The following is a 21140-nucleotide window of genomic DNA, read 5'->3' as shown; positions in this document are numbered from 1 at the left end:
AACCTGTTATATGAATTACCTCTACTACGCAGACCTTGATCGCTCACACTGTGCGACCAAACCGGCCTAGACGAGCTTCCTCCTGCATGTCTATACTCCGCTCGAAAGAACTGTATAAATAAACAGCCACCGAGGGAGGGGGCTACTATGTCCAATACCTATCAGCAGCTGGTTGAGCGCGTAAAGCGCAAAATCGGCAGCCCCAAGGCGCAGTCTGAGCACTGCACAGAACTCCAGCGCCAACCAGACGATAGTGCCGAGGATTGGGCGCGCATGCTTAAGGAATTGGGCACGGTCGAGAACGTGACCATGATCCCTCTTGATGATGCCGGCGAGTACGTGCGCATCCGCTGGAATCCAGAGGAGTCGATGGCATGAGCCTGCATCTGACCAACCTAGGCCGCGTCGACCAATTCGCGCCAGCGCTTTCCATTCCCCTTGTTGCTGGCTTCGTTCGTACCGGCTTTCCCTCACCCGCCGATGACTATCTCGAAGGTGAGCTCGATCTGGTCGATCACCTGATCCAGCACCCTAGCGCGACCTATTTTCTGCGCGCCAAGGGTACGTCGATGGAAGGCGTAGGAATCTACGATGGCGACCTCTTGATCGTCGATCGCTCGGTCGAACCCAAGCCCGGTCATATCGTCATCATGAGTGTCGACGGCGAGCTCACATGCAAAAAATTGAGCACGATCGGTAACCGTCCCTATCTGATTGCCGCGAACCCTGAGTTTCGGCCTATCCCGCTATACGGCAAAGAGTGCCAAGTGTGGGGTGTCGTCACACACAATATCCACTCCTTGGCGCCAGGCTTCGCCGTATGATCGCCCTGGTCGACTGCAACAACTTCTACGTGAGCTGTGAGCGCGTGTTCCAGCCGCGGCTCGAGGGACAGCCGGTGGGTGTGCTCTCGAATAACGATGGCTGTGTCGTGGCGCGCTCTCAGGAGATCAAGGACCTCGGTGTCGCGATGGGTGCCCCCGCGCACCAGATCGAACCCCACGTCCGCAAGCAGTGCACGCTGCTGAGCTCCAACTACGCCCTCTACGGCGACATGAGTCGCCGCGTGACCGACGTCCTAGGACAGCACACCCCCCACGTCGAGGTCTACAGCATCGACGAATCGTTTCTCTCGTTCGAGGGGTTCGCGCTCGGCACCCTGACCGATCGCTGCCAGAACATGCGGGCCCAGGTAAAGCGTGATACCGGCATCCCGGTGAGCGTCGGGCTCAGCACCTCAAAGACGCTAGCCAAGATCGCCAATCATCGCGCCAAGAAAGAGACCGGGTTCGCTGGGGTGGCGATCATGCATCCGGATAGCGACGACACCCGTACGTTCCTCGAGCAGTTGCCAGTGAGCGAGGTATGGGGCGTGGCCCACCGTAGCGCCGCGCGGCTGCACACGTTGGGCATTGAGACGGCCTGGCAGCTGCGTGAGGCCTCGCCCAAGCACTTGCGCAAGCACTTCTCAGTCGTGATGGAGCGCATCGTGTACGAGCTCCGTGGCGTTGACTGCATCACGCTAGACGATATGACCGAGCCAAAGAAGCAGATCATGGTGAGCCGCTCGTTTGGGCGCCTTACACAGAACAAAACCGACGTGCACGAAGCTGTGCGCGTGCACGCCGCGCGCGCCGGCGAGAAGCTGCGCAAGCAGCAAGGGCTCGCCCAAGCGATCATGGTTTTCGTGCGCACGAATCGGTTTCGTAACGACCTGCCCAGCTACAGCAAAAGTGTGGTCGTCCCCCTGCCCGGCGCGACGTGCGATAGCCGGGCTCTGATCCACGCGGCCAGCGCCGGACTCGAGCAGATTTTCAAGCAAGGCATCTGGTATCAGAAATGCGGCGTGATGCTCATGGACCTATGCGATCACGAGAACGAGCAGTTGGGACTATTGGGCGAGACAGAAAGCGATGAGGCGCGGGAGAGGAATGAGCGGCTCATGGCCACTTTGGACAAGCTCAACCGGGAGCACGGAAAGAACACCGTGCGGCTGGGAATGCAGCGGAAGAAGAACAACTGGGAACTACGCTGTGAGCACAGGACGCCGCGGTATACGACGCGATGGGAGGAACTGAAAGAGGTTACCCTGTAGGCCATACCGTCCGTGGCATGGCTTGCATCCCTGCCGAGCTTTCCCGGGTGACGCATCCGTCCTGCTCGAAGCGGCGTTCCTGGCGTCACACCCACAACCTAGAAGCCGCGGCTTAGCCCGTCTGTGAGTGAACGATTAAAAGTCCGTAATCCTGCGCTTACGCGGGATTCAGCAGTGTATCGTCCCCGTTCCCTGACGGCTTGTTGATGCGTGTGCTGATCGGCCAGTGAGTAATCAGGCTGGGCTTGATATGCATGATCGCGTCATGAAGCGCTTTGGGATCGGTAAACGCCGGGTCGAGCCACATATTAAGGCTTCCATCATCTACCGCCAACGGCATTCTATCGTGTACATCGCTCGCTGGCCCCCGGCCCGGCTCGGTCACGATCGCGCAGCCCAGTTTGCCGTCGGCGCGCTCGGTGTAGATTGCGGCTAGCCATATCAGCTCGCGGTCCTCGCGGCAAATGAAATGCGGCCGCTTCGGATCCTCGCTCTTATCCCATTCGTACCAGCCGTCGGCCGGCACAACGCAGCGCGCGTGCGCGTAGGCCTGTTTGAAATAACCTGACGTTCCGACCTTCTCGATAGTCGCGTTGATGGGTTCCGGCGCCTTGGCGTTCGCCCAGTGGGGTTTGTAACCCCACCACATTGGCTCGAGCACCGGAGAGTCGTCCACGTTCCTGACGACGGCGACATTCGTGCCGGGCGGTATGTTGTAACGAGGCACAAGATCATCACCCGCGACTTGAGCACCGGTTTTCGCGGCCACGACCGCGGGCGGGGTAAAGAAAGCGAATCGTCCACACATCTGCAAAGCGTAGCGGACAATTACGTGAAGGCACAAAAAAGGCGCTCCCGGGGGAGCGCCTTTTGCGTTATTTGTGCCTTCCTGGCTTGTGATCGCCCTTCCTGAGCGAGACCTCCATTTCTTTCAGCGGCGATCCTGCCACCGACACCCACAGCCTAGGGGTCATAACCCTATGTTGCAAACTTGGTGTGCCGAACGCTCAAGGCGGCCAGCGAACTGGGTCAGGTGGCGCACCGCCGTTTTAGCCCGGTAACTCAGTCGGCACCGGCTCCAGCTCCAGCGCGGCCCGCTGGCCCGCCGGCCTATCGAATCGATCGCCAATGATCACCGCGATCGTGTCGGGGCTTGCCGGACCACCGTTGATCACCAGTCGCGCCTGGGCGCGCCGAGCGGCTTCGAGATCCACGTTCGGCGCGTGGGCCGGGGCCACCAGCTCGCCGGCGGCCAGCTTTTCAAACACGGGCTTCACGACCGTGGACACCGTGCTGTAAAGATGCCCGTCTCTTTGCTGATCGAGAATAGTGAATGTTCGATCATCGGCCGCGAACTCGCCGGCACACAGCGCCAGCTGGTTGGCGTCGTACAAGTGCCCATCGGGGGCTGCGATCGTGACGCTTCGCGTGTACTCGGTACCCATCAATGTAACCTCGCCAGATAGTCCAGAATCACCTGTTCCTCGGCGGCGGGTATCTGGTGCTCCAGGAAGATACCGCCAAAGAATTTCATGTGCGTCGCCGAGCCACCGCCGGGGTACGCGAAAAGGGTCGACGCGCTGCTCATGCCGCTTGTGCTCGCCTCGTCGCTGTTCGTGTACTCGATGTCGGAGTCGTTACGCCGTATGCTGATCGTCCCGCCGTTGAGGTTCACACGCTGGGCCTTTGACGCGTTGATGCTTAACCGCTCAGGCGTATCCACATACTTGAAATTTTTCCGCCACTCGCCGCCGCCCCCAAAGTGGAAATACCCCGAGCCGAAACCGCTCAGAAAAATCGAGGTGCCCGATAGGCTAGGGGCCTCGGCAGCGAGGAACATGGCCCCATTGTTGAGATTCATGGGTTCAAAATTGAAAAACCCGCCGTTAGAGCTATCGAGCCAATACAGCCCGCGCGCTTCTTCCGCCCGGTAGATGACCCGCTTTGCGCTTAAATCCTGCCACCTGTGGAGCTTATGCGGGCCGAGATCCAGCATCAGGCCTACGGGGTCGCCGTCGTAAAGAACGGGGTCCGTACCGGCAGCATCCTTGAAAAGCACCTGCTGGCCCAGCACCCGGGCGCGCGGTATACAAATCGCCCCTCGCCGGCCCTCGCTCAAATGCCGGGCGCTGATCTGCTCGATGATCAGGTGCGGGTCGAGCGCACGCAGGGCCTCGGCGTAGTCGCGCAGCGTCGCATCACCCGGCAGCAACGCGTGGCCGGCGTTATCCAGTGCCGAGTTTGTCGCGATCATGAACGTGTCCAGCGTCTCATTCAGGTACGTTAGCTTGTCTGCGAAAGTCCCCATCAGATCGCCTCTCTATTCATCATATCGAGCACCGCGCTAAGCTGCGCTCGTATCTCGCTGACCGCTGCGTCTGCGGCGCTGCCGGCCGTTTGCGCACTACGGGCGGCCGCCTCCGCGTGCTCGCCGGCTTTAGTGACATGGCTGGCCACCTGCTGCTCGAGCTGCCGGATGGACGCCAGCGACTCGCCCGACACTTTCGCGTCGCGGACGACCTGCTCGGCTTGCTCGCTGACTTGCGTGGCGGCTTCGTCGACCGCTTGGGCTTTGGTATTGACCGTCTCGGCGGCGGTATTTACTTCGCCCGCGCGCTGCTCGACCACGCGGCGCGACTCACTCACCGCGTCGGCATGCTCGCCCACGGCGTGCGCCGAGTCAGATACCGCCTTTGCCTTCGCCTCGACGGTTTGGAGCGCTTGGGCAGTGCTGCTGGCATTCTGCTGAACGGCCGCCGCCAGCTGTTCGACGGTTCTTTGAACACCGCTCACCGATTCGGCGCTTTGCCCCGCAGCCGCGGCGGCTTGCGTCGCTGTTCGCGCTCCGGCTTCGACGACCTGTGTTGACTGTTTAACCGCTTGCTCAGCGGCGAGCAGCTGCGTCAGCAGGCTTTGCGCGCGCTCCTCGGTGATCGGCTCCGGCGCAGCGCCCAGCGCTTGCGATAGTGTCATCACCGAATCGGCGTCGGCAGCGATCGTGCCGAGCTGGATTTGCCGGTGATTATAGCCGTACCACACCCGGTAATACCCGGGCGTCAGGTCGAAGCCATAGCGGCCGTTTTCGTCAGTGACGACCTCGAACTCGGACTGATACAGCACATCGCTCTGGTTCGTCTCGACGGCGCGAAACCCGATCGTAATTGCCGGCAGCGGCCCGCCGCCGTCTTTCAATACGCCTTCCAGTCGCATCTCGGCACCTTGGCTGCGTGAAATGTGGGCACAAAAAAACCGCTCGAGGCGGCGGTGGGGTCATACGGTGGGCTACGTCACCAAACGATCGCGTCCAGCGCCTCAGCGCTTTCCGCGGCGCGCGCTTGTTTGACGAGCCGCTGACGCTTGCCGGTCAACTGCTGCGCCTGGGTAAACTGCTCGGCGTTTTCCATCACCGCCCGGCTCAGCTGCTCGAGCGTTTCCGTGCCGTCGTCGCCGTTGCGGCCGGCGAGAATGTTATCGAGCACCGGCGTCGCCGGGGCGTCGCCCTGAGCGGCACCCAGCCATGCGAGATACGCGCGCGCCTCGGCGTCTTGAGAAGGCCACGTCTGCTGTTCGATTTCAGGGTAATCACGGATTAGTGGGCGCACTTGGCTCTCGTATGCGTCGTTGATCTCGCGTATCTTGTCGGCGCGGGTTGATTCCACTCGCTCGGCGCGCTCTTCGTTGGTCAAGTCTCGCACGACCCATGTCTGATGCCAATTACCATTGTCGTCTTGCTCTAGCGGCCCCCGAAACGGCGGCGCTTGGGTGTCAGGGTCGTACTCGGGTTGTAGCGTCGGCTCGACATAGTGGCCGCGCGCGCGCATGTCCTGCTCGTTTGGCCGCGCGGGGAAAATCGTGCCAGGGTAAAGCGCCTCTACTTGCGAGTATGACGCCAACTTTCCGTCTATGTGTAGAATCACGATTGGAAATCTCCCTAGAGGAAGGCAATGCCGCCTTGGTTGTTTGCGTAAAGTGTAGGCGTATTAGGAATTCTAGTCGGAATTCCGCTTCCCACAGTCTCGTAATCTTTGGCAAAAAAGTAGGGCAACATCGCTCGATTTGACTCCTTGACAAGCCGAACCGTATTCCCAACATTAACGTATGCGTCGCCGGATGGGCTGAACGCCTCTGCGCCGCCGTCTATGCTCAAATAAGAATACGCGATTCTGTTTGTTGGCGGATTGACAACGACGCTCTCAGAAAACTCTCCGCTCCAGGTGAAAATCCTTCCAGGCCCGGCGATTATGAAAGGCTCGCCATCAGCAAGAAACGCTTGAAAACCGTTATTGAATTCAAAGCTATCGGATGATGCGGGCCGGGGCGAGCTAAAATTCCCCCTTGCTGCCCATTTCACGCTCGGATCGCCGGAATCTTCTAGATAGTAAAAGCCCGTGTTAATGTTGCCGCTTGTGCTCAAAATAAGCCCTAGTACATTTCCTGTTTCGGGATGCGTCAACATGCTTTGGAAATAACTACTTGATGAGCTAAGTGTTGCTAAACTAAGGGAAGCTCCTGAGAAAACATCAACTTGGTACAATATATGGCCAAAATTGTTTTTGCATGAGAAACACGTCGAGCCGTCCGATGAAAGCGTAAATGCCGAAGTCACCAGCGGGGTTGCGCACAATGCAGTGTTTATAACCGCGCCTGATAAAGCATCCAAAAAAGTTATTCGCCCGGTTTCATCGTTCCTCCGCGATGTTAGAACTGCGGCGATTGCGCCATTTAGCGAAAACTTCATGTTAAATGATTGGTTTTCGCTAAATTCAGTGATCAACGAAATTGAACCGTTTTCAAACGCGAATAGGCACACTCTATTCGGCAGCCCATACGCGACGGTCGTCCCGAAGGCGGCGAGAATTCTTGTGCGGTCAGGCGACACACAAACTTGAGCGCAGTCTGCCCTGTCAGATGAAGTGAACGGGCTTCCGTCTATTTCTTCTAATGTATCCACATCATAAATATGCATGCCAGTAGGCATTGCTTTTATCAAGTGATCGGGCGTCACGCCGTCGCCCATCATTGCTGCCAACATGACCTAACCTCCAAAGTTGCCGCCGCTTAGGCTCGTGCCTGTGAACATAAAGCGCCAAGTCGTCCAGCCCGTTTTGGGCCTGGGCGGTTTATTTTCAGCGCCGCCGTTTTCCCAGTCGATTCGATACGCGCCAAAATCAAATGCCACGCTGCCTTCGCCGTTAATCCGCACAATGATGGGCTTTGATCTGTTAACCATCGGCAGGTTATAAAACTCAAGAATCAGGCTCGTCGGGTTATCAAACTCGAACACCTGCTGCTTGGCGAGATTGAGCACCGGCGTGCCCGGATCGCCACCCGTCACATCGTATCCCGACGCACTTACCCGCTCCTCGCCGCTCGTTAGCAGCTCGCGAACATCCGCCGGCAGGTTGCGCACCACTAACGCGCCATCTTCATCGGTCGATGGGTAATCGCCCACGCGCGTCAGCGTGCCCGGCTTCAAACTGGTGATCGGCACGTCACCCGTAACCAGTTGGCGTGCCTGATCACGCCACTGTTTCGCATCGTGCTCTGCCGCTTGGCTTTCATCGCGGGCGGCCTGGCTTTCAGTGTTCGCCTTGGCGGCACGTTCGGCATCCTGCTTCGCGTCAGCGGCTGAACTCGCCGCCTCTTTCTGTGACGCCGCCGCACCCTCGGCGCTCTTGCCGGCCGCGCTGGCTTTTTCAGTCGCAGTTTGAGCCGCCCCGGTGCTTTCGGTATGGCCCTGACGCACGATCGCCAGCGCCTGCATCATCCATTGGGTGCTGGCCTTTAAATCCTCAGCAAAGGGACTGACCCGGGGCCAGAAGTCGTTGCTGGCCTCCTCAAAGATCTCGTCATCGCCCATCGAGCGAAGCGGGATCTTTTCGAACTGCTGGACGTCGGGCGCCTCGGAAATCGTTGGTAGGTTCATGTGAGCCCCAATACCTCCATGCTGTAGTTGTGAAAGGCCTTGTTTTCGTAGACGAATGTCAGCCCTTCGTAGATGCCGTAGATCAGCGCGGTTTCGTACATGTCGGTACCCATGAACACCACGCGAAGCCCTTCGATGTCGGTCAAACGCTTGATGATGGCGTCGCTCTCGTCGCCTCGCATGCTGACCCGAAACGAGCCCGCTTTGACGGACTCGCCCCGGCGCAGCTCCAGGCGGCCGCCTCGGGTGCGCGTCGCCTCGGTGAACGACAGCACCTTGCCGCCGCTTTTCCACTCGATGAACCCGTATTGACGCACCGGCCCGATCAGGCACGCGCCACACTCGGCGGCCTGGTCGCCGGCGGCCTGCAAGCTGATACGCAGCTTTGCCGCGTACGGCGGCAGCTTGTCGAAGATCGCATCCACGCGGCGCTCGATCGGCTCAAAAAACCACGACCAGTAGCTATTGATGCCGCGCCGTGAACGCATGCTCCGGGTCTCGTCGAACACCACCCCCTCGCGGGGGTCGATCATCTCCACGCGAATACTGTCGACGTTGCGCAACCCGAAAAACGCCACGCCCCCGGCGCGGCGGCCCAGCTCGATCTCGAACTGGATGCCGCGCCCCTCGCCCTCGAACCAGGGCGCGGCGCTTTTCGTCGCATCGCCGATGATGCCGTTCCACATCGCCGTCGGGTTCGTCGTGCGATGCACGATCCACTGTTTGGGCACCTGCCGCTCACCTTCGCTCGGCGCCAGCCCTGATACCGGCTCGAGTCCGACGTATTCGTAAACGGTGTCGCCCTCGACCGCTAAATCGCCGATCGCGTCGCCCTGGCCGCGCGTGTACGTCGCGGCCGGGTCATACACGGCCACCTCATCGTCGGGCACGTTGCTGCGTTTGATGTGCTCGGCGAGAGTGTTCAGGGGTACCAGAATCCGCATTAAGCGCCCTCCTGTTCTGCTTTACGGCGCATGCGCTCGGTTTCGCTCGCCAACTTCGCGTTGTGCTCGGCGATGGCCACGTTAATGCTGTTCGCCTCCTCGAGCTGCCGCTCACAGCCTTCCAGCCGCTGGGTGACGAGACGCAGCTCCTCGAGCAGCGGGTTTTGCTGATTGCTCGATTCGATGCGCAGCGGGACCGGCCCGTTTTGCAGAGGGATCACCGCTTCGGTGCCGTGTAGCTCGACCTGATAGCCCGACATCGGGCCGCTGGCGATGCCGCCGTCGCGGAACTTCGGCAGCTTCTCGCTGCTCGATTCGAACGAACGCCGCACGTCGTCCAGGCTTGCGCCATCGGCGACCCGCCCGCGCCAGTAATCGAGCCCCGCCGCATCCGGGTCACGCCCAAAGATATTGCGGTAGAGATCCGCCACCGGGCCGGATTCGCCCGTCAGAAGCGGCTTGCCGTAGCTATCACGCGGCGTGGCCGCCGTGGCTTTCGCGCCCTCCAGCGCCCGTAACGCATCACCCAGGCTCAACACGCTGCCGTTGATCGTCTCGAGCCAGCTCTGTTGCCCGAACATCGCCTCGAGCTGCGCCGCTTCCGACGCCAGAACGCCATCCAGGCGCGAAAGTTCACGGTCGTGCTGCTGCTCGGCGGTGGTCAACTGCCGCTCGAGCGCGGCCAGCGTGCGTTGCTCAGTGGTCAGCTGGCCATCGGCCCGGTCGTTCAACTCGGCGATGACGTTCGCGGTTTTCCAGAAATCGCGCTGGTAGTCGCCGAACGACGAGAAAAGCCCCTCGGACGGCTGGGCCACCACACCCAGCGCTTCGTCGAGCTTGTCCGGGTCGCCCAGCCCGCCGCTGGCCAGTACCTGTTGCAGGTAGCCCTGGGCATCCGCGCGCGACGACGCCAGCCCCATTTCCTGCTGGGCCATCCGGTCGAGGGTGCTGGTCAGGGTTTGCGCGGTGCGCTCGGTCGCGGCCATCCCGTCGCGCACGCGTTCGATATTCGCGTTGATGCTCGCGGTAGTTTCGCGGTACGCGGATTCGAGAATCTGCCGCTCGGCGTTTACGCTTTGCGTCAGGCTTTGCCACGCCCCTTGCACGCCGCCCAGCAGATCCTGCTGTGCCTGGGCGGCCCGCTGGGCTGCATCCGCCTCGTCCTGCAGCGCATAAAAGCGCTCTTTCAAGGCACGGTTGGCAGGATGCAACGCGTCCAGCTCGGCCCGGCGAATCGCGGTCGTATCGCCCTGCAGCTGCCAGATCTGCCGCTGGATGTTCTCTGCCTCGCGGGCGATCTCGGCCTGCCGCTGCAGCGCGTTCGTGTTCCCGTCCAGCGCCTCGCTCGCCTCGCCGGCAGCGCTACCCTGCTGCTCCATCGTAGCGATATACCGCGATAGCGGGCCGCTCAGCTCCAGCACGGTGGCCAGCTGGTCCTGCCCGGCATTGCCGGCCAGCGCGAGACTTTCGACGACATCGCGCACGCCCTGCCGCGTCGACGGCAGCTCGCGCCCCATGTCGGCGAAGGCTTGCGTCAAATCCTCGGTCAGGTGCTCGAACTTCTCCGCTTCGGTGTAGAACGCGTCGTAATACCCGGACAGCAGGCTGTCGAGATTGCCCCCACCGCCGACGCGGCTTTGCAGCCGGCTGGCAGCGTGAATCGCACCGTCAGTATTAGCGTCGAACTGCAGGTTCAACCGCGAACTGGCGTCGCGCAGCACCAGCGCCGCTTGCGCCGCCGCCTGCATCGCATTACTGGCGTCGAGCACGCCGCTGGCGGTGTCCTGCCGGTTGACCTCGGCGATGATGTCGTTCATCACCGCGCTACCCAGCTGAGCGCCTACCTGCTCGAGCTGCAGCACGTTGAGAAATCCCGTGGCGAGTTTTTGCGGGTCAGCAATCTGCATCACCGCATCCGCCATCGCCGAGCCGCTGCCGGCGATCATCGCGCGCAAACGCGACTCCACCAGGTCCTCGGGGCCGTCATGCGCGAACCCCGCGATCGACGCTTTGATCGCATCAAATCGCTCGGGCAGTGCGGCGGCGGCGATAGCGTTATCGAGGTCCACAATGCCGTTTAACAGGGCATCCAGCTCGGGCTGCTGCTCGAGCTTGTAGTCCGAAAACGAGGTGATACCGAACTGGCCCAGCGCGCTCTGGCGATCGCCGAACACGCCGTAATTGCCGCCCTGGGCGAAGTCGAAATCGAAGGTTTTTTTGCCGCTTCCGAACAGCGAATCCAGCGCCCCACCGATGGTGCCGCCGGCGAACGCGCCGATCGGCCCGCCGAAATACGTGCCGATCGCCGCGCCGGCGGTCGCGCCAAAGCTGCTACCCGCCTCCTTGCCAAACACCGAGGCGCCCAGCTTGGTACCGATCTGCCCGCCGGCGTAGCCCGCCCCCATGCTGCCAAGGCCCTGCATGCCGCTGAAATTGCGCATGCTGCCGCCGAGGTAGCTCGTGCCCTGCGTGGCTGTGTTCAAGCCAGCCGTGGCGTTACCAGCAAAACCACCGCTGTAGCCGGTCGAGACGCCGCCCCACTGGATACCGCCAAAGCCACTCTTTAGCGCTTGATAGCCGGTTTTCAGCGACCCCAGGTTATTGAGTCCAAACCCACCGCCCGCGCCCTGCTGACCACCCGGGCCAAAGCCCATGCCGCCGGCGATCTGAGTCTGCAGGTTGACCATCAACGGTCGGGTAATCAGCGCGTGCGCGACCTCGGCGACGCTATCGAGCACGATGTTCTTGAACTGATCCAGCGCGCTGCCGGTGCCGTCGAGGAACCCGCGCCAGAAGTCGACGCCGGCGTCGTCCATGCGCTCGATGCTGCGCTCCCACGCCGTCGCCATGGCCCCGAACGTGGTTTCGCTCTCCATCGCCAGCATGTACTGCTGGTGGTTGATCTCGGCGATCATGCGCTCGTACTGCTCGCGGCTCATGTCGATGGCCGGGTCGCGGTACGCGGCGTTGATCGCTTCCAGATCCGCCTGGAGCTTCTTGGCCTGCTGGCTCTGGCGGTCGTAGGTGCCAATCAGGTCGTCGGTTTTCTGCTTGAAATCCTCGACCGTTTTGGCCTGCCGCTCTTTTAGGTCCAGCTCCTCGCGCAGGCCCAGCAGGTGTTCTTTTTGCTCCGGGGCGAGGCCCTGCAGCGCGCCGTGTTCCAGCTCATAGCGCAGCTTGGCGGCGTCGCCGGTCTCGCCGAACAGCGCGATCTCCTGCTCGAGCTGCGCGACCTGGCTTTCGTACGACTTCACCAGCTGATCGGCGGCGCGTTTGGCCTCCTGCGCGGCTTTATCCGCGTCGCGGCTGGCGGCGGTGTTCTGGATCGTGACCGTGGTGGTGCGCTGGATCGCGGCGGCGCGCTCGTTGATCGCCTTGATCGCCTGGGCGACGTAATCCGCCCCCGCGCCAGCCCCGTCGGCGACGCTCAGCGCCGAGGTGAGCGCCACGGCCGACAGCTCGGTCTGCACGCCCTGTAGTAGCCCCGTCAGCGTGGCCATGTTGGCCAGCTGCGCTTGCACCATCGCCTCGGCCTCGGCGTAGCGCGTCGCGCGCTCCAGGTGCGCCGCGGCTTCCTCGGCGTTGCCGCTGGCCACGGCCTGGCGGTAGCTGTTGAGCGCGTCGGTCTGCCCCGCCACGGCGGCGGCCTGATCGGCGTAGAGCCCGGTGTACCCCTCTTGCTGCGCGGCGTACGCGGCAGCCTCGGCGGCGGTCATGCCCAGCGTGTCGCGCGCGCTAGTGAGCTTACCTAGGTATTCGTCCCACTCGGCGCCGCTTTCACCCAGCGAGGCGTTGAACGTGTCGAGTGAGTCGCCGCTTTTCATCAACCACTGGTCGAGCGTACGGAAAATGCTGACACCGGAAACTTGCGACTCCAAAACGTCTTGCCACGTTTGATCGTAAGTCCTAAGCCCTTCTTCACCCGCTCTTACAAGACGTTGCTGCTCTTGCAACTCGGCGCGCAGCTTAGCGAGCTGAGCGGATGCCGCACCGCCGCGACCCTGATAGATAACCCCTTCTTCGCGGCTCTGATCCTGCAGCTCGAGAATCTGCTGTGCGAGCTTCTCCGCTTCAATGCGCGCTTCGGCCAAGTTCTGCACGATCGACACGCGGTTGGTCTCATACTGAGCCTGCGTATAGCTCTCCAAGCTACCGACAAGATCATCGATCTCTTGCCGAGTTTCGCGCGCGGCGGCTGACGTGAAACCCAGCGAGTCGCGGAAGTAGTACGCGGCCGCGCCCGCCAGCATCGCCGCACCCGCGGGGCCGCCCACCAACGCCAGCGAGCCGGCCATCATTCGGGCAGAAACGCTGGCACGGTCGGCGGCGACTGCCGTGGCGTTTGTGGCGGCGGTATGCGCCTGCTGCGCCGCCGTGGCTCGGGCTGATGCCGCCGTCAAATTTTGAAGGGCCAGCCCGTGAGCATTTGTGCCTGCTGTCGCTTTGGTCTCGGCAAGCGCGCGTGAACGTAGCGTAGTGGCCGTCTTTAACTCGGCGGCGGTTCGGCGTTCTTCTTGCTGCGCCACTACCAGCGCTTGCGCGCCAGCGGCACGGTCTGCCGACATTTTCTTGCCTGTCGCCATCGTCGCGGTAGCCAAGGCCCCAACTAAACGACCCGCAAGAATCCCCGACAGCATCATCGTGCCATCGGTTACGTCCTCGACCACTCCGCCCATGCCGCCAAAATATTCCACCACCTCTTTGGCGATTTCCGATAGCTGCACGATACCCGGCGCCCACTCAGCCGCCACGGCGTTGGCAAAGCCGGTGCCCATGGCCGTCAGCTCGTTAATGGCTTGGCTGGCCTGTTCGATGCTGTCGATGTCGCTTTGGGGTACCGTAATGCCAATCTGGTCGGCAATGGCGATCTGATCGCGCAGCGCCGCCGCGTTGTTTTCGAGTAGCGGCAGCAAGCGGCTGGCATCGTTGGCCAGCGACTCCATGAAAAAGATTTTCTCGCCCTGGGTGGCCACGCCATCCAGCGCGGCGCCGATCGCCAATAGCTGTTCGTCCGGCCGCAAAGACATTAGCCGGTTGATGTCGAGGTTCAGCCGCTCGAACAGATCCGCCGCTTCACCACCGCCGGTGGCGACAAAATCACCGATCTTTTCAGCCGTGTCCTTGAAGATGTCGCCCATCTGCCCGGCGCCCATATTCACCGACTTGGCAGCAAACTCCCACTCTTGAAGCGTTTGGACCGATACCCCGACCGAGCGCGCCAGCGCGGCCTGCTCGGCGATCGCCTGCGTTTGGGTGACGGCCATGGCACCCAGGGCGGCCGTCGTCGCGGCGCTGACCGTCGCAAGGTGCCGCGCACGCACAGCTACAGTGTCAAAACTCGCGCTAACCGCTTGGTTCTGACGCTCGGCGTTCTGCATTTCGCGCGTAAGGTCGGTTTGAGCCCGCTGCAGCGAACGGGTGGCCTGCACACCACTGGAGCTATCCCCATTGATGACAAACTCGGTAACAAAGCGCTGGGCCATCGGACTACCTCGAACTCAAATTGCGGGCACAAAAAAGCCCGCTCAGGGCGGGCTTTTAAGCTGTCTCAAGTAAATTTTTTAGCCGGTTAAAGGTACGGCCTCACCTTCGATTTCTAATGGCTGACCGGGCTTTAAGTGCATCCACTTAGTCATCTTTTCACCAGATGAGTCTTGAAACTCAATTTTATTAGGCCTTTTTTGTATAAGCGTGCCAATACCTTCCAAACTGCTAACAGGCACATCGTTAACCGCTGTTACAACACACCCAACCGAAAGCACACTTTGAACCGGCGATCCAGGCGCTACTTTTGCCACCATCAACGCCTTACCGTCGACCTGCTGCGTCGAAGTAACGCCCTCAGTTTTTTGAGTCACAGGTACGTTCACAGGATGCCCGCATGTATTTTGGTAGATAGCATTCAACATACTAAATAAAACAGCCAGCATAATGGCACCGATAGACTGACTAATAGCCAACGCCCAAACAAAGGGACTTGCTTGGCGCTCGGTGCCATAACCACTCACCCGCGGCACATCAATAAATCCAACCGTGACAATCAGGAAAAACCCGGCTGCACACGCTAAAAACGCTAAAATCCAAGCGAATTTGACCCAAGGTGTCCAGCGATCCTTATCGTTATTGATGCTCATTAAAACCTCACAATCGAAACGTTATTTACTTCTAAACGTATCGCGTTTGGCTAAGCAGGACTAGCCTTTCATTACCTCCAACGCCCCCGCCTCAATATGCTGCACCTTGCGAAGCGTCTCGCGCATATCCTTTACGCCCAACATCCGCATCGTGCTTTCGAGCTGCGAGCGCTCGATGCCGAGCGCCACCGGGCTGGCCATGGGCGGGCTCAGGTAGCGCCACTGGCTTGCACAGTCGCGGAACACGTCGAACGCCTCGGCGTTCCACGGCCACACCACTACTTCGGGCCGCTGGGCGGCTTTCTTGAACCGCTCCGGGGTCTTGATGCCCCAGGCGGCCAGGTCGTCGTCCAGCTCGTTCTTGCCGCCCCCTCGGGCGCCCGCCCACGCGCGCCCGAGGGCGTTTAGTTTTTTGCCGTTTCCTCCGGCAGACCCTGCTGCACGCGGTGCCACGCGCGCATGATGCCCATGAACGCGTAGGGGTCTTTCCAGATCTTGTCGATGGTCTCCGGCGTGGCTTCCACGTCGTTGCCCTTGGCATCGGCCAGCCCGGTGATCGCCAGCAGATCCTCGCGCACATGGTCATTACCCGTGACCTCGCCGCTTTGCTGTTTTTCGTGCAGCGCTTTTTGCTCGTCCATATCGCGCACGCGGATCTCGGCGGTGAACTGCTCTTCCTCGCGGCCCGGGCGGTTGACGATCACGGTACTGAATACGGACGCAACGCCGACGGTAAATGCTTGACCCATGGGGTGACTCTCCAATGTTGAACAGTTAGAAACGACGACGCCCGCATCAGCGGGCGTGTCGTCGTTAGGTTTGCGTGATTACGTCACGCTATAGCGGGATGACTACTTGAAGTACAGAACCAGCTCGTCGTCACCCTCGTCCGGCTGGTACTTGGTGTCCAGCTGGTAGTGGGTAATGCCTTCGCTGTCTTGGCGTGAAAACCCTGTCAGCTGAACTTTAGGGCCGCGAACGCCCACAATATTGCCAGGCTCTGTGCCGTGCTCGAACTCGATCGGCCCGGTCGTGACCACTTTGTGGGACTCGATCTTCTGGAACACGTCGAAAACGCCGATACGCGGTGCTTGAAACGACACTTGCCCGGTCGGCTTGCTGTCGGTGATATGCACACCCTCGTAGTTGGGTTTGTTTAGATAAACCACCTGGTTGGCAAGATCGAAGCTAAAGTTTTGTCCGATACAGTCAAATCCATGTAGCCGCCAAACGGTGGTGTTTTGGAAGTTGACCGGCACTTCGTCCGCCCAGTCTTTAGCTGTGAGCGTGCGGACATCGACTGCCTTGGGTCGCTCGTAAAGCCCGGTAAAGGTGATTTGAACGCTGGGCATCGTGCCGCTATTGGCTGTACCCGTAACGGTACCGCGCGCCGCGCGCACACATTGCTCCTCACCATCATGGCGATAATAAAGCGTCAGCGCGTCACCCTCGCCACTAATGCGCCGGTACTGCCATTCGCCGCTTTCAGCGTCGAATGTCTCGCGCATCTTAGAGCCACGCAAAAGCATACCCAGCGCCGGTGCGGTTAGCTCGGTGCCTTCCGCCGGCGGCTTGCCACTGCCACTCCAGGGCACCGTAACCTGAACTTGAGTATTCGGGCCGGTGTTCACCTCCTCAACGTTACCCAGATACTCCCGCATCCGTTCGCGCTCAACGGTGTTGCCCTGGTAGGGCGTCGAGCTAAGCTCAACCACCAGCATCAGGGCGCAATCTTCGGGGGCTACTGGCGCGCCACCGCTTTCAAGCCCGGCTAGAAGTGCCTTTTTACGCTCAAGAAGTGGTACCTGATTTTCCATTGTCGGCTCCCTTGTCTTTTGCAGTGGATTTAGCGCCGCTGGTAGCTTTTGAAGGCGCTGCCTTCGGTGCTACCGCTTTGCTCGGATGCTCAGCGTGCGCGCCGAACTTCTGTTCCTGAGTCGGCTGTTCGACCTGCTTTAGCTCGCCGTTCTTGTCGCGGCGCCAGCGGCCGCCCTGTTGGCTGGGCATAATGCCCTCCTGTTTGGTTATCGGGGTGGGTTACACCGTCATGGTACGCGGGCGCGTAGTGCCGCCGCGTGTGGCCTGCAGCGCGTGGGGCGTCTCGACCGTCCAGAACTCACGCCACCACACGTAACGCCCGCGGTTATCGGCCATTTCGCCGCCCCGGTAGGTCATCACGCCGGTGGTGCCCGGCGGCTGCCAGCCGTAGAGCGCGTCGCGCACCTCTTGGCGCTGCGCGCGGAACGTGTCGCCGCGCTCGGCGATGATGAACACGCCGTAGGTGGTGGTCACACTCTGGCGACCGTTCAGCTCGCTGGGCGTGCCGCCGGCATCCTCAGCGATGTAGATCAACGCTGACGGCGTATCCTGGTCGTAGTCATCGATGGGCTGGGAGAACCACGCCTCCTCGACGTTGCGAAAACCCGGGCACTGCTCGGCGATCCGCGCGATCATCGCGGGCGTAATGTCGTAATCCTGCATCGGTTACTCCTGGCGACCCAGCAGGTAGTCCATGCGGTCGCTGAACTGCCGGGGCAGATCCTCGCGCACCATGGCCTGGGCGCTCTTGATCGTGGATTCGTGGGCGACCATCCCGGGGATCGAGGGGCCAAACTGCATACGCGGCTGGCTACGGTTGTCGGCGGAATCCGCCCGGCGCAGCACGCGCCCCTTGGCAAGCCACCCGCCGTTTACCAGCTGCCGCCCGGTGTCCCTGCGTACCCGCACCGTGGCCCCGCGCCGCCGGGTCTTGAACCGCTTGCCCCGGCGGCTGGTGGCCGTGGTGCGCACCATGCGCTCTTTGGGTTTGAAGTTGTCCAGCGGCAGGCGCCGCCCGGTGTAGAGCAGCGAACGCGACGCGTCACGCCGCGCACGCTGGATCTTGAGCCGGTTTTTAACGTCCGCCGCACTTACGGTGTAGGTGCCGCGAATGTCCCGCGAGATATGCGTCGCGGCTTTACGGGTCGTGCGATCCAGCGCCTGACTAAACGCCTTCTCGACGGTTTTCGGGTCGAAGCGCTTTTTCAGCGCCTGCAGCTCGTTGATGTTGTGCCGGTAGCCGTTGAGCATCACGTCACCTCGAAGGTTACAAAGTAGCCGTCGTCCTCGAGCAGGCCGTTAAAGCGCCATTTCCGATCACCCACCGTGAACGCGTCGTACTCGCCCAGCTCGCCGATCTGATCTTTAGGCAGCGTCAGCGCCCGTACTCGCACGCTAAAGCCCTGCGAGTCGATCGTTTCAAAGGTCAGGTTGAGCTGGTACGGCACGCCTGACACGTCGCGCCCGTTGCCGGGGTGGTAGGTGCCGGTGCCGTCGCTCAGGTAGTCGATCGCCGCCTGGTTCAGGCGGTGCGCGTACTGGTCGAAGAAGGCCATGGCTCACCCGTTACTCGACGGTGCCGCCGGCCACCAGCTTGATACACGACTTCGGCCGGGTGTTGAGGTGCGCGGGGTTGGATTGCGCTTCCAGCTCCACGCCCTTGTTGTGGTCGAGAATCTTGGACGAGCTGTAGAACGGCAGGCCCAGCGTGTTGACGGTGTCCATGTAGTCGCCCGGGGCGAAGCGGCTGATGAACAGGTCATCGCTCCCCATGGGCATGGCATAGGCTTCCTTGGAAGCTACGAAGGGCTCCCCGTTCACCGTGCCGCGATAGCGCTCCCAGAACAAACCGCCGAAATAGAACGGTGTGCGCAGATCGCTACGATTCTTCTCTCCTTCCATGAAGCGCTCGAAAGCCGCCTTGACCGACTTGTGTGTGACGAACATTCGCCAAAACTCTTGCCCACACAGCACACGGCCACCGTCGAAGAACAGATCTCCCAAGCCCTCCTCCATGGCTTCGAGGATGTCCAGAGACTTCCCTTGCAGGTCCGTACCGGGGGCGTCCAGCGCCATGGGAATAACGATTTGCTCCATGCCGAATGCCTTGAACAGGTCATACAGCACGTGCTTACCATCCGCATCGAGCACCAGTCCCTTCACCGCACCAATACGGTGGTACTCATGGGTAATATCGATACGCCGCGCCATTTTGGCCAGCCGTCCGTTGATGACGGTTTGCAGCTGCTCGGCGGTGTCCTCGGTACCGAACGCGCGCACGCCCTGCACCTCATCGGCGAGAATCGTGGCAGTAGTAGGCAAGTGCGCGGTCATGAACGGGATCGCGCTGCGGCGACTTCCGCCCACGACCGTTCCCGGTGCGCCGCGCGGCTTGGACTCGACCAGCGCCAGCTTGTCGCCGTCCTTCTCGATCACTACTTGGGTGGTGGTGATGCCGGATGCTTCAAAAATGCCCAGCTCACCCAAGCGGCGCGGGGTGTACTCGACCTCGTTGATGGCCGCCGTAAGGGATTTCAGGCTGAACGCATCGCTTTCAAAAACATTATCAGACATGGGGTGCCTCTCTTGCTGGATTCAGGGTTACGTGCCGCCTATAGACGCCACGCTCGATGTCGGATTTCAGTCGCGAACGATGACGCCGCGCGTCACAAGATCGTTGGTACCGGCAGCGATGGCGGCCTCGTCGGCTCCCTCCGGCCACGTCAGCGCAGCGCCGTGTACCTCGCAAGCGCGCACATGCACGGTGATCGGCTGCGGGGCCTCGGTGGCGTCGGTGGTGGCGTAGAGCACTGCCTTGGCTTCGCCGGTGCCGTCGTCGGCGCCGGGCTTCACCGCCACGTAGTCGCCGGTGGCATTCAGCGCCAGCACGGTACCCGCGACGTGTTTGCCTTCGGCCAGTACGCCCTGCTCGCGCGAGCGAGCGCCGCGGGCTTCGGAAAGTACGTGCTCGCCCGTGCGCGGGCCTTCGTGTTGAATCTTGGGCATGGGTCATGCTCCTGGTCAGTGGAGTGAAGCGCCCGTTATGCGCCGGGCTTGCGGTTGTAGCGAGCGTAGGCATTGACGTAGTTGGGCTGCGCCTTTTGCTTCTGCCCGCCTTCGGGGGAATGGCTGTTGTGAATGTTCTGGCTGTCGCCGCCGGCGGCCGCCACGTCGTAGATGTATTCGCTGGCCTGCTGCTCGGCCATGCCGTTGCCGATCAGCTTGTCCATCAGCTGCGGCTGGCCGGCGGTCTGGCAGGCCTTGATGATGCTGCTCACCCGAGTACGCTCAGCTGCCACCGCCTGCTCGGGCTGGGCCGCCTGCAGCGTCTGGATGGCGTCGACGGCGGCTTGCGGGGTTTGCTGGATGGCGGACGCTTCCAGCCCCAGCGCCGAGGCGATCAGCGCCAGCGGTTGACCTTCGCCGCTACCGCCGGCCTGTTGGCGTAGCGCGATAATCTGGTCGCCCAGGTCAGCGGCTTGGGTTTCGGCTTCCTCGGGGGTCAGGTCGAACGCCAGCGCCAGCGCGTCGGCGGCGCTCATGGTGGCGTTGCCGCCGGCTACCCGGGCGCGCAGGTTGACCAGCTCGCCGTAGTCCCTGAGCTGTCGCATAAACATGGCCGGGTCACTGCAGGCCACTGCCTCGAGCTTGGCGTCCTTGTCAGTGGCGAAGCCCATTTCGATGGCCTCATCGGCGCCCATGACCGTATCGCCACCGTCCAACAGCGCGTTGATTTCGTCGGCGCTTTTGCCCGTCACCGTCACCATCAGGTCGACCAGCGCGTCGTCGAATTTCGAGAGGTTGTCGGCGGTGTCGCGCATTTCCTGAGCATTGAAAAACCCGACCATGAGCGAACTGGCCCGGTGCGTCATGATCGTGGTGCCAACGCCCATGGTGCGGGTGTCACCCGCCAGCATGATCGCCACGCCGATGCTCGCCGCTTGTCCGGTCACGCGAACGTGAACCTTGGCCGGGTGGTTTTTCAGGTAGTTGAAGATCCGCACGCCACTGGCCACGTCGCCGCCCGGGGTGTTGATCTCCAGGTCGATGTCGTCGAGATCGCCCAGGGCGTCCACGGCGGCGATGAAGTCGCGGGCGGGGCGCTCGCTGACAAAATCCTTGATCCAGTCCGGGGCATAATCCGAACCAATGGGGCGGTCGATCACTACGTGGGCGCGGCGCGGGTTATCCGCGAGCGCCCGGGTTTTAAACCAGGGCTTCAT

At 61.5% G+C, this 21140-nt stretch carries 23 protein-coding genes; 3 read left to right on the top strand and 20 right to left on the bottom strand.

Annotated features, from left to right (window positions below):
- Positions 1-147 precede the first annotated feature (147 nt).
- The 3 genes from ACGLWX_RS09745 to ACGLWX_RS09735 are packed head-to-tail and all read left to right on the top strand — an operon-like array spanning position 148 to position 2095.
- Positions 148-378, top strand: coding sequence for a DUF1654 domain-containing protein (locus tag ACGLWX_RS09745; RefSeq protein ID WP_396239319.1), 231 nt, complete (start codon positions 148-150; stop codon positions 376-378).
- The gene (locus ACGLWX_RS09740; protein ID WP_396239317.1) at positions 375-824 is read left to right on the top strand and encodes a LexA family protein; all 450 of its coding nucleotides are present in this window, start codon (positions 375-377) and stop codon (positions 822-824) included. The genes ACGLWX_RS09745 and ACGLWX_RS09740 overlap by 4 nt, the downstream gene beginning before the upstream one ends.
- Positions 821-2095, top strand: a complete 1275-nt coding sequence (locus tag ACGLWX_RS09735) for a Y-family DNA polymerase (RefSeq protein WP_396239315.1) — start codon at positions 821-823, stop codon at positions 2093-2095. The genes ACGLWX_RS09740 and ACGLWX_RS09735 overlap by 4 nt, the downstream gene beginning before the upstream one ends.
- A gap of 157 nt (positions 2096-2252) precedes the next feature.
- Here ACGLWX_RS09735 and ACGLWX_RS09730 read toward each other — a convergent pair whose 3' ends face one another.
- The 20 genes from ACGLWX_RS09730 to ACGLWX_RS09635 form a co-directional block, all read right to left on the bottom strand.
- Positions 2253-2939 carry an SOS response-associated peptidase gene (locus ACGLWX_RS09730; RefSeq protein WP_396239313.1) on the bottom strand — a complete coding sequence of 229 codons (687 nt, stop codon included), beginning with the start codon at positions 2937-2939 and terminating at the stop codon, positions 2253-2255.
- Between the two features lie 205 nt (positions 2940-3144).
- Complete coding sequence (locus ACGLWX_RS09725) at positions 3145-3540, bottom strand: hypothetical protein (RefSeq protein ID WP_396239311.1); 396 nt, start codon at positions 3538-3540, stop codon at positions 3145-3147.
- Positions 3540-4349 carry a hypothetical protein gene (locus ACGLWX_RS09720; RefSeq protein ID WP_396239309.1) on the bottom strand — a complete coding sequence of 270 codons (810 nt, stop codon included), beginning with the start codon at positions 4347-4349 and terminating at the stop codon, positions 3540-3542. The genes ACGLWX_RS09725 and ACGLWX_RS09720 overlap by 1 nt, the downstream gene beginning before the upstream one ends.
- 53 nt (positions 4350-4402) lie before the next feature.
- Positions 4403-5305: a prophage tail fiber N-terminal domain-containing protein gene (locus tag ACGLWX_RS09715; protein WP_396239307.1), complete on the bottom strand. Its 903-nt coding sequence runs from the start codon at positions 5303-5305 to the stop codon at positions 4403-4405.
- Between the two features lie 77 nt (positions 5306-5382).
- Positions 5383-5916 carry a hypothetical protein gene (locus ACGLWX_RS09710; RefSeq protein ID WP_396239304.1) on the bottom strand — a complete coding sequence of 178 codons (534 nt, stop codon included), beginning with the start codon at positions 5914-5916 and terminating at the stop codon, positions 5383-5385.
- Positions 5917-6026: 110 nt separating this feature from the next.
- Positions 6027-7127 carry a hypothetical protein gene (locus tag ACGLWX_RS09705; protein ID WP_396239302.1) on the bottom strand — a complete coding sequence of 367 codons (1101 nt, stop codon included), beginning with the start codon at positions 7125-7127 and terminating at the stop codon, positions 6027-6029.
- Positions 7128-7130: 3 nt separating this feature from the next.
- Positions 7131-7955 (bottom strand): hypothetical protein, encoded by an 825-nt coding sequence (locus ACGLWX_RS09700; RefSeq protein WP_396239300.1) that lies wholly within the window; start codon positions 7953-7955, stop codon positions 7131-7133.
- A gap of 62 nt (positions 7956-8017) precedes the next feature.
- Positions 8018-8965, bottom strand: coding sequence for a hypothetical protein (locus ACGLWX_RS09695; RefSeq protein ID WP_396239298.1), 948 nt, complete (start codon positions 8963-8965; stop codon positions 8018-8020).
- Positions 8965-14448: a DUF4214 domain-containing protein gene (locus tag ACGLWX_RS09690; RefSeq protein ID WP_396239296.1), complete on the bottom strand. Its 5484-nt coding sequence runs from the start codon at positions 14446-14448 to the stop codon at positions 8965-8967. The genes ACGLWX_RS09695 and ACGLWX_RS09690 overlap by 1 nt, the downstream gene beginning before the upstream one ends.
- A gap of 78 nt (positions 14449-14526) precedes the next feature.
- Positions 14527-15099, bottom strand: a complete 573-nt coding sequence (locus tag ACGLWX_RS09685) for a hypothetical protein (RefSeq protein ID WP_396239295.1) — start codon at positions 15097-15099, stop codon at positions 14527-14529.
- 60 nt (positions 15100-15159) lie between these two features.
- A complete protein-coding gene (locus ACGLWX_RS09680) occupies positions 15160-15552 on the bottom strand; it encodes a DUF1799 domain-containing protein (RefSeq protein WP_396239293.1) in 393 nt (130 codons plus the stop codon).
- Positions 15504-15848, bottom strand: a complete 345-nt coding sequence (locus ACGLWX_RS09675) for a hypothetical protein (protein WP_396239291.1) — start codon at positions 15846-15848, stop codon at positions 15504-15506. The genes ACGLWX_RS09680 and ACGLWX_RS09675 overlap by 49 nt, the downstream gene beginning before the upstream one ends.
- A 102-nt stretch (positions 15849-15950) precedes the next feature.
- Positions 15951-16916 (bottom strand): hypothetical protein, encoded by a 966-nt coding sequence (locus tag ACGLWX_RS09670; protein WP_396239289.1) that lies wholly within the window; start codon positions 16914-16916, stop codon positions 15951-15953.
- Positions 16891-17106 carry a hypothetical protein gene (locus ACGLWX_RS09665; RefSeq protein WP_396239288.1) on the bottom strand — a complete coding sequence of 72 codons (216 nt, stop codon included), beginning with the start codon at positions 17104-17106 and terminating at the stop codon, positions 16891-16893. The genes ACGLWX_RS09670 and ACGLWX_RS09665 overlap by 26 nt, the downstream gene beginning before the upstream one ends.
- A 30-nt stretch (positions 17107-17136) precedes the next feature.
- Positions 17137-17580 carry a hypothetical protein gene (locus ACGLWX_RS09660; RefSeq protein WP_396239286.1) on the bottom strand — a complete coding sequence of 148 codons (444 nt, stop codon included), beginning with the start codon at positions 17578-17580 and terminating at the stop codon, positions 17137-17139.
- 3 nt (positions 17581-17583) lie between these two features.
- Complete coding sequence (locus ACGLWX_RS09655; protein WP_396239284.1) at positions 17584-18168, bottom strand: phage tail protein; 585 nt, start codon at positions 18166-18168, stop codon at positions 17584-17586.
- Entirely contained in the window at positions 18168-18473 is a 306-nt protein-coding gene (locus tag ACGLWX_RS09650) for a hypothetical protein (protein WP_396239283.1), read from the bottom strand. The genes ACGLWX_RS09655 and ACGLWX_RS09650 overlap by 1 nt, the downstream gene beginning before the upstream one ends.
- Positions 18474-18483: 10 nt before the next feature.
- Positions 18484-19491: a major capsid protein gene (locus ACGLWX_RS09645; RefSeq protein ID WP_396239281.1), complete on the bottom strand. Its 1008-nt coding sequence runs from the start codon at positions 19489-19491 to the stop codon at positions 18484-18486.
- Positions 19492-19557: 66 nt separating this feature from the next.
- A complete protein-coding gene (locus tag ACGLWX_RS09640; RefSeq protein ID WP_396239279.1) occupies positions 19558-19923 on the bottom strand; it encodes a head decoration protein in 366 nt (121 codons plus the stop codon).
- A gap of 35 nt (positions 19924-19958) precedes the next feature.
- A complete protein-coding gene (locus ACGLWX_RS09635; protein ID WP_396239277.1) occupies positions 19959-21140 on the bottom strand; it encodes a head maturation protease, ClpP-related in 1182 nt (393 codons plus the stop codon).

The organism is Halomonas sp. HMF6819, assembly GCF_044335525.1.
Classification (GTDB): Bacteria; Pseudomonadota; Gammaproteobacteria; order Pseudomonadales; family Halomonadaceae; genus Vreelandella.
Note: the sequence above shows the minus strand (reverse complement) of the source record. Positions and strands in the feature narration are given on the sequence as shown.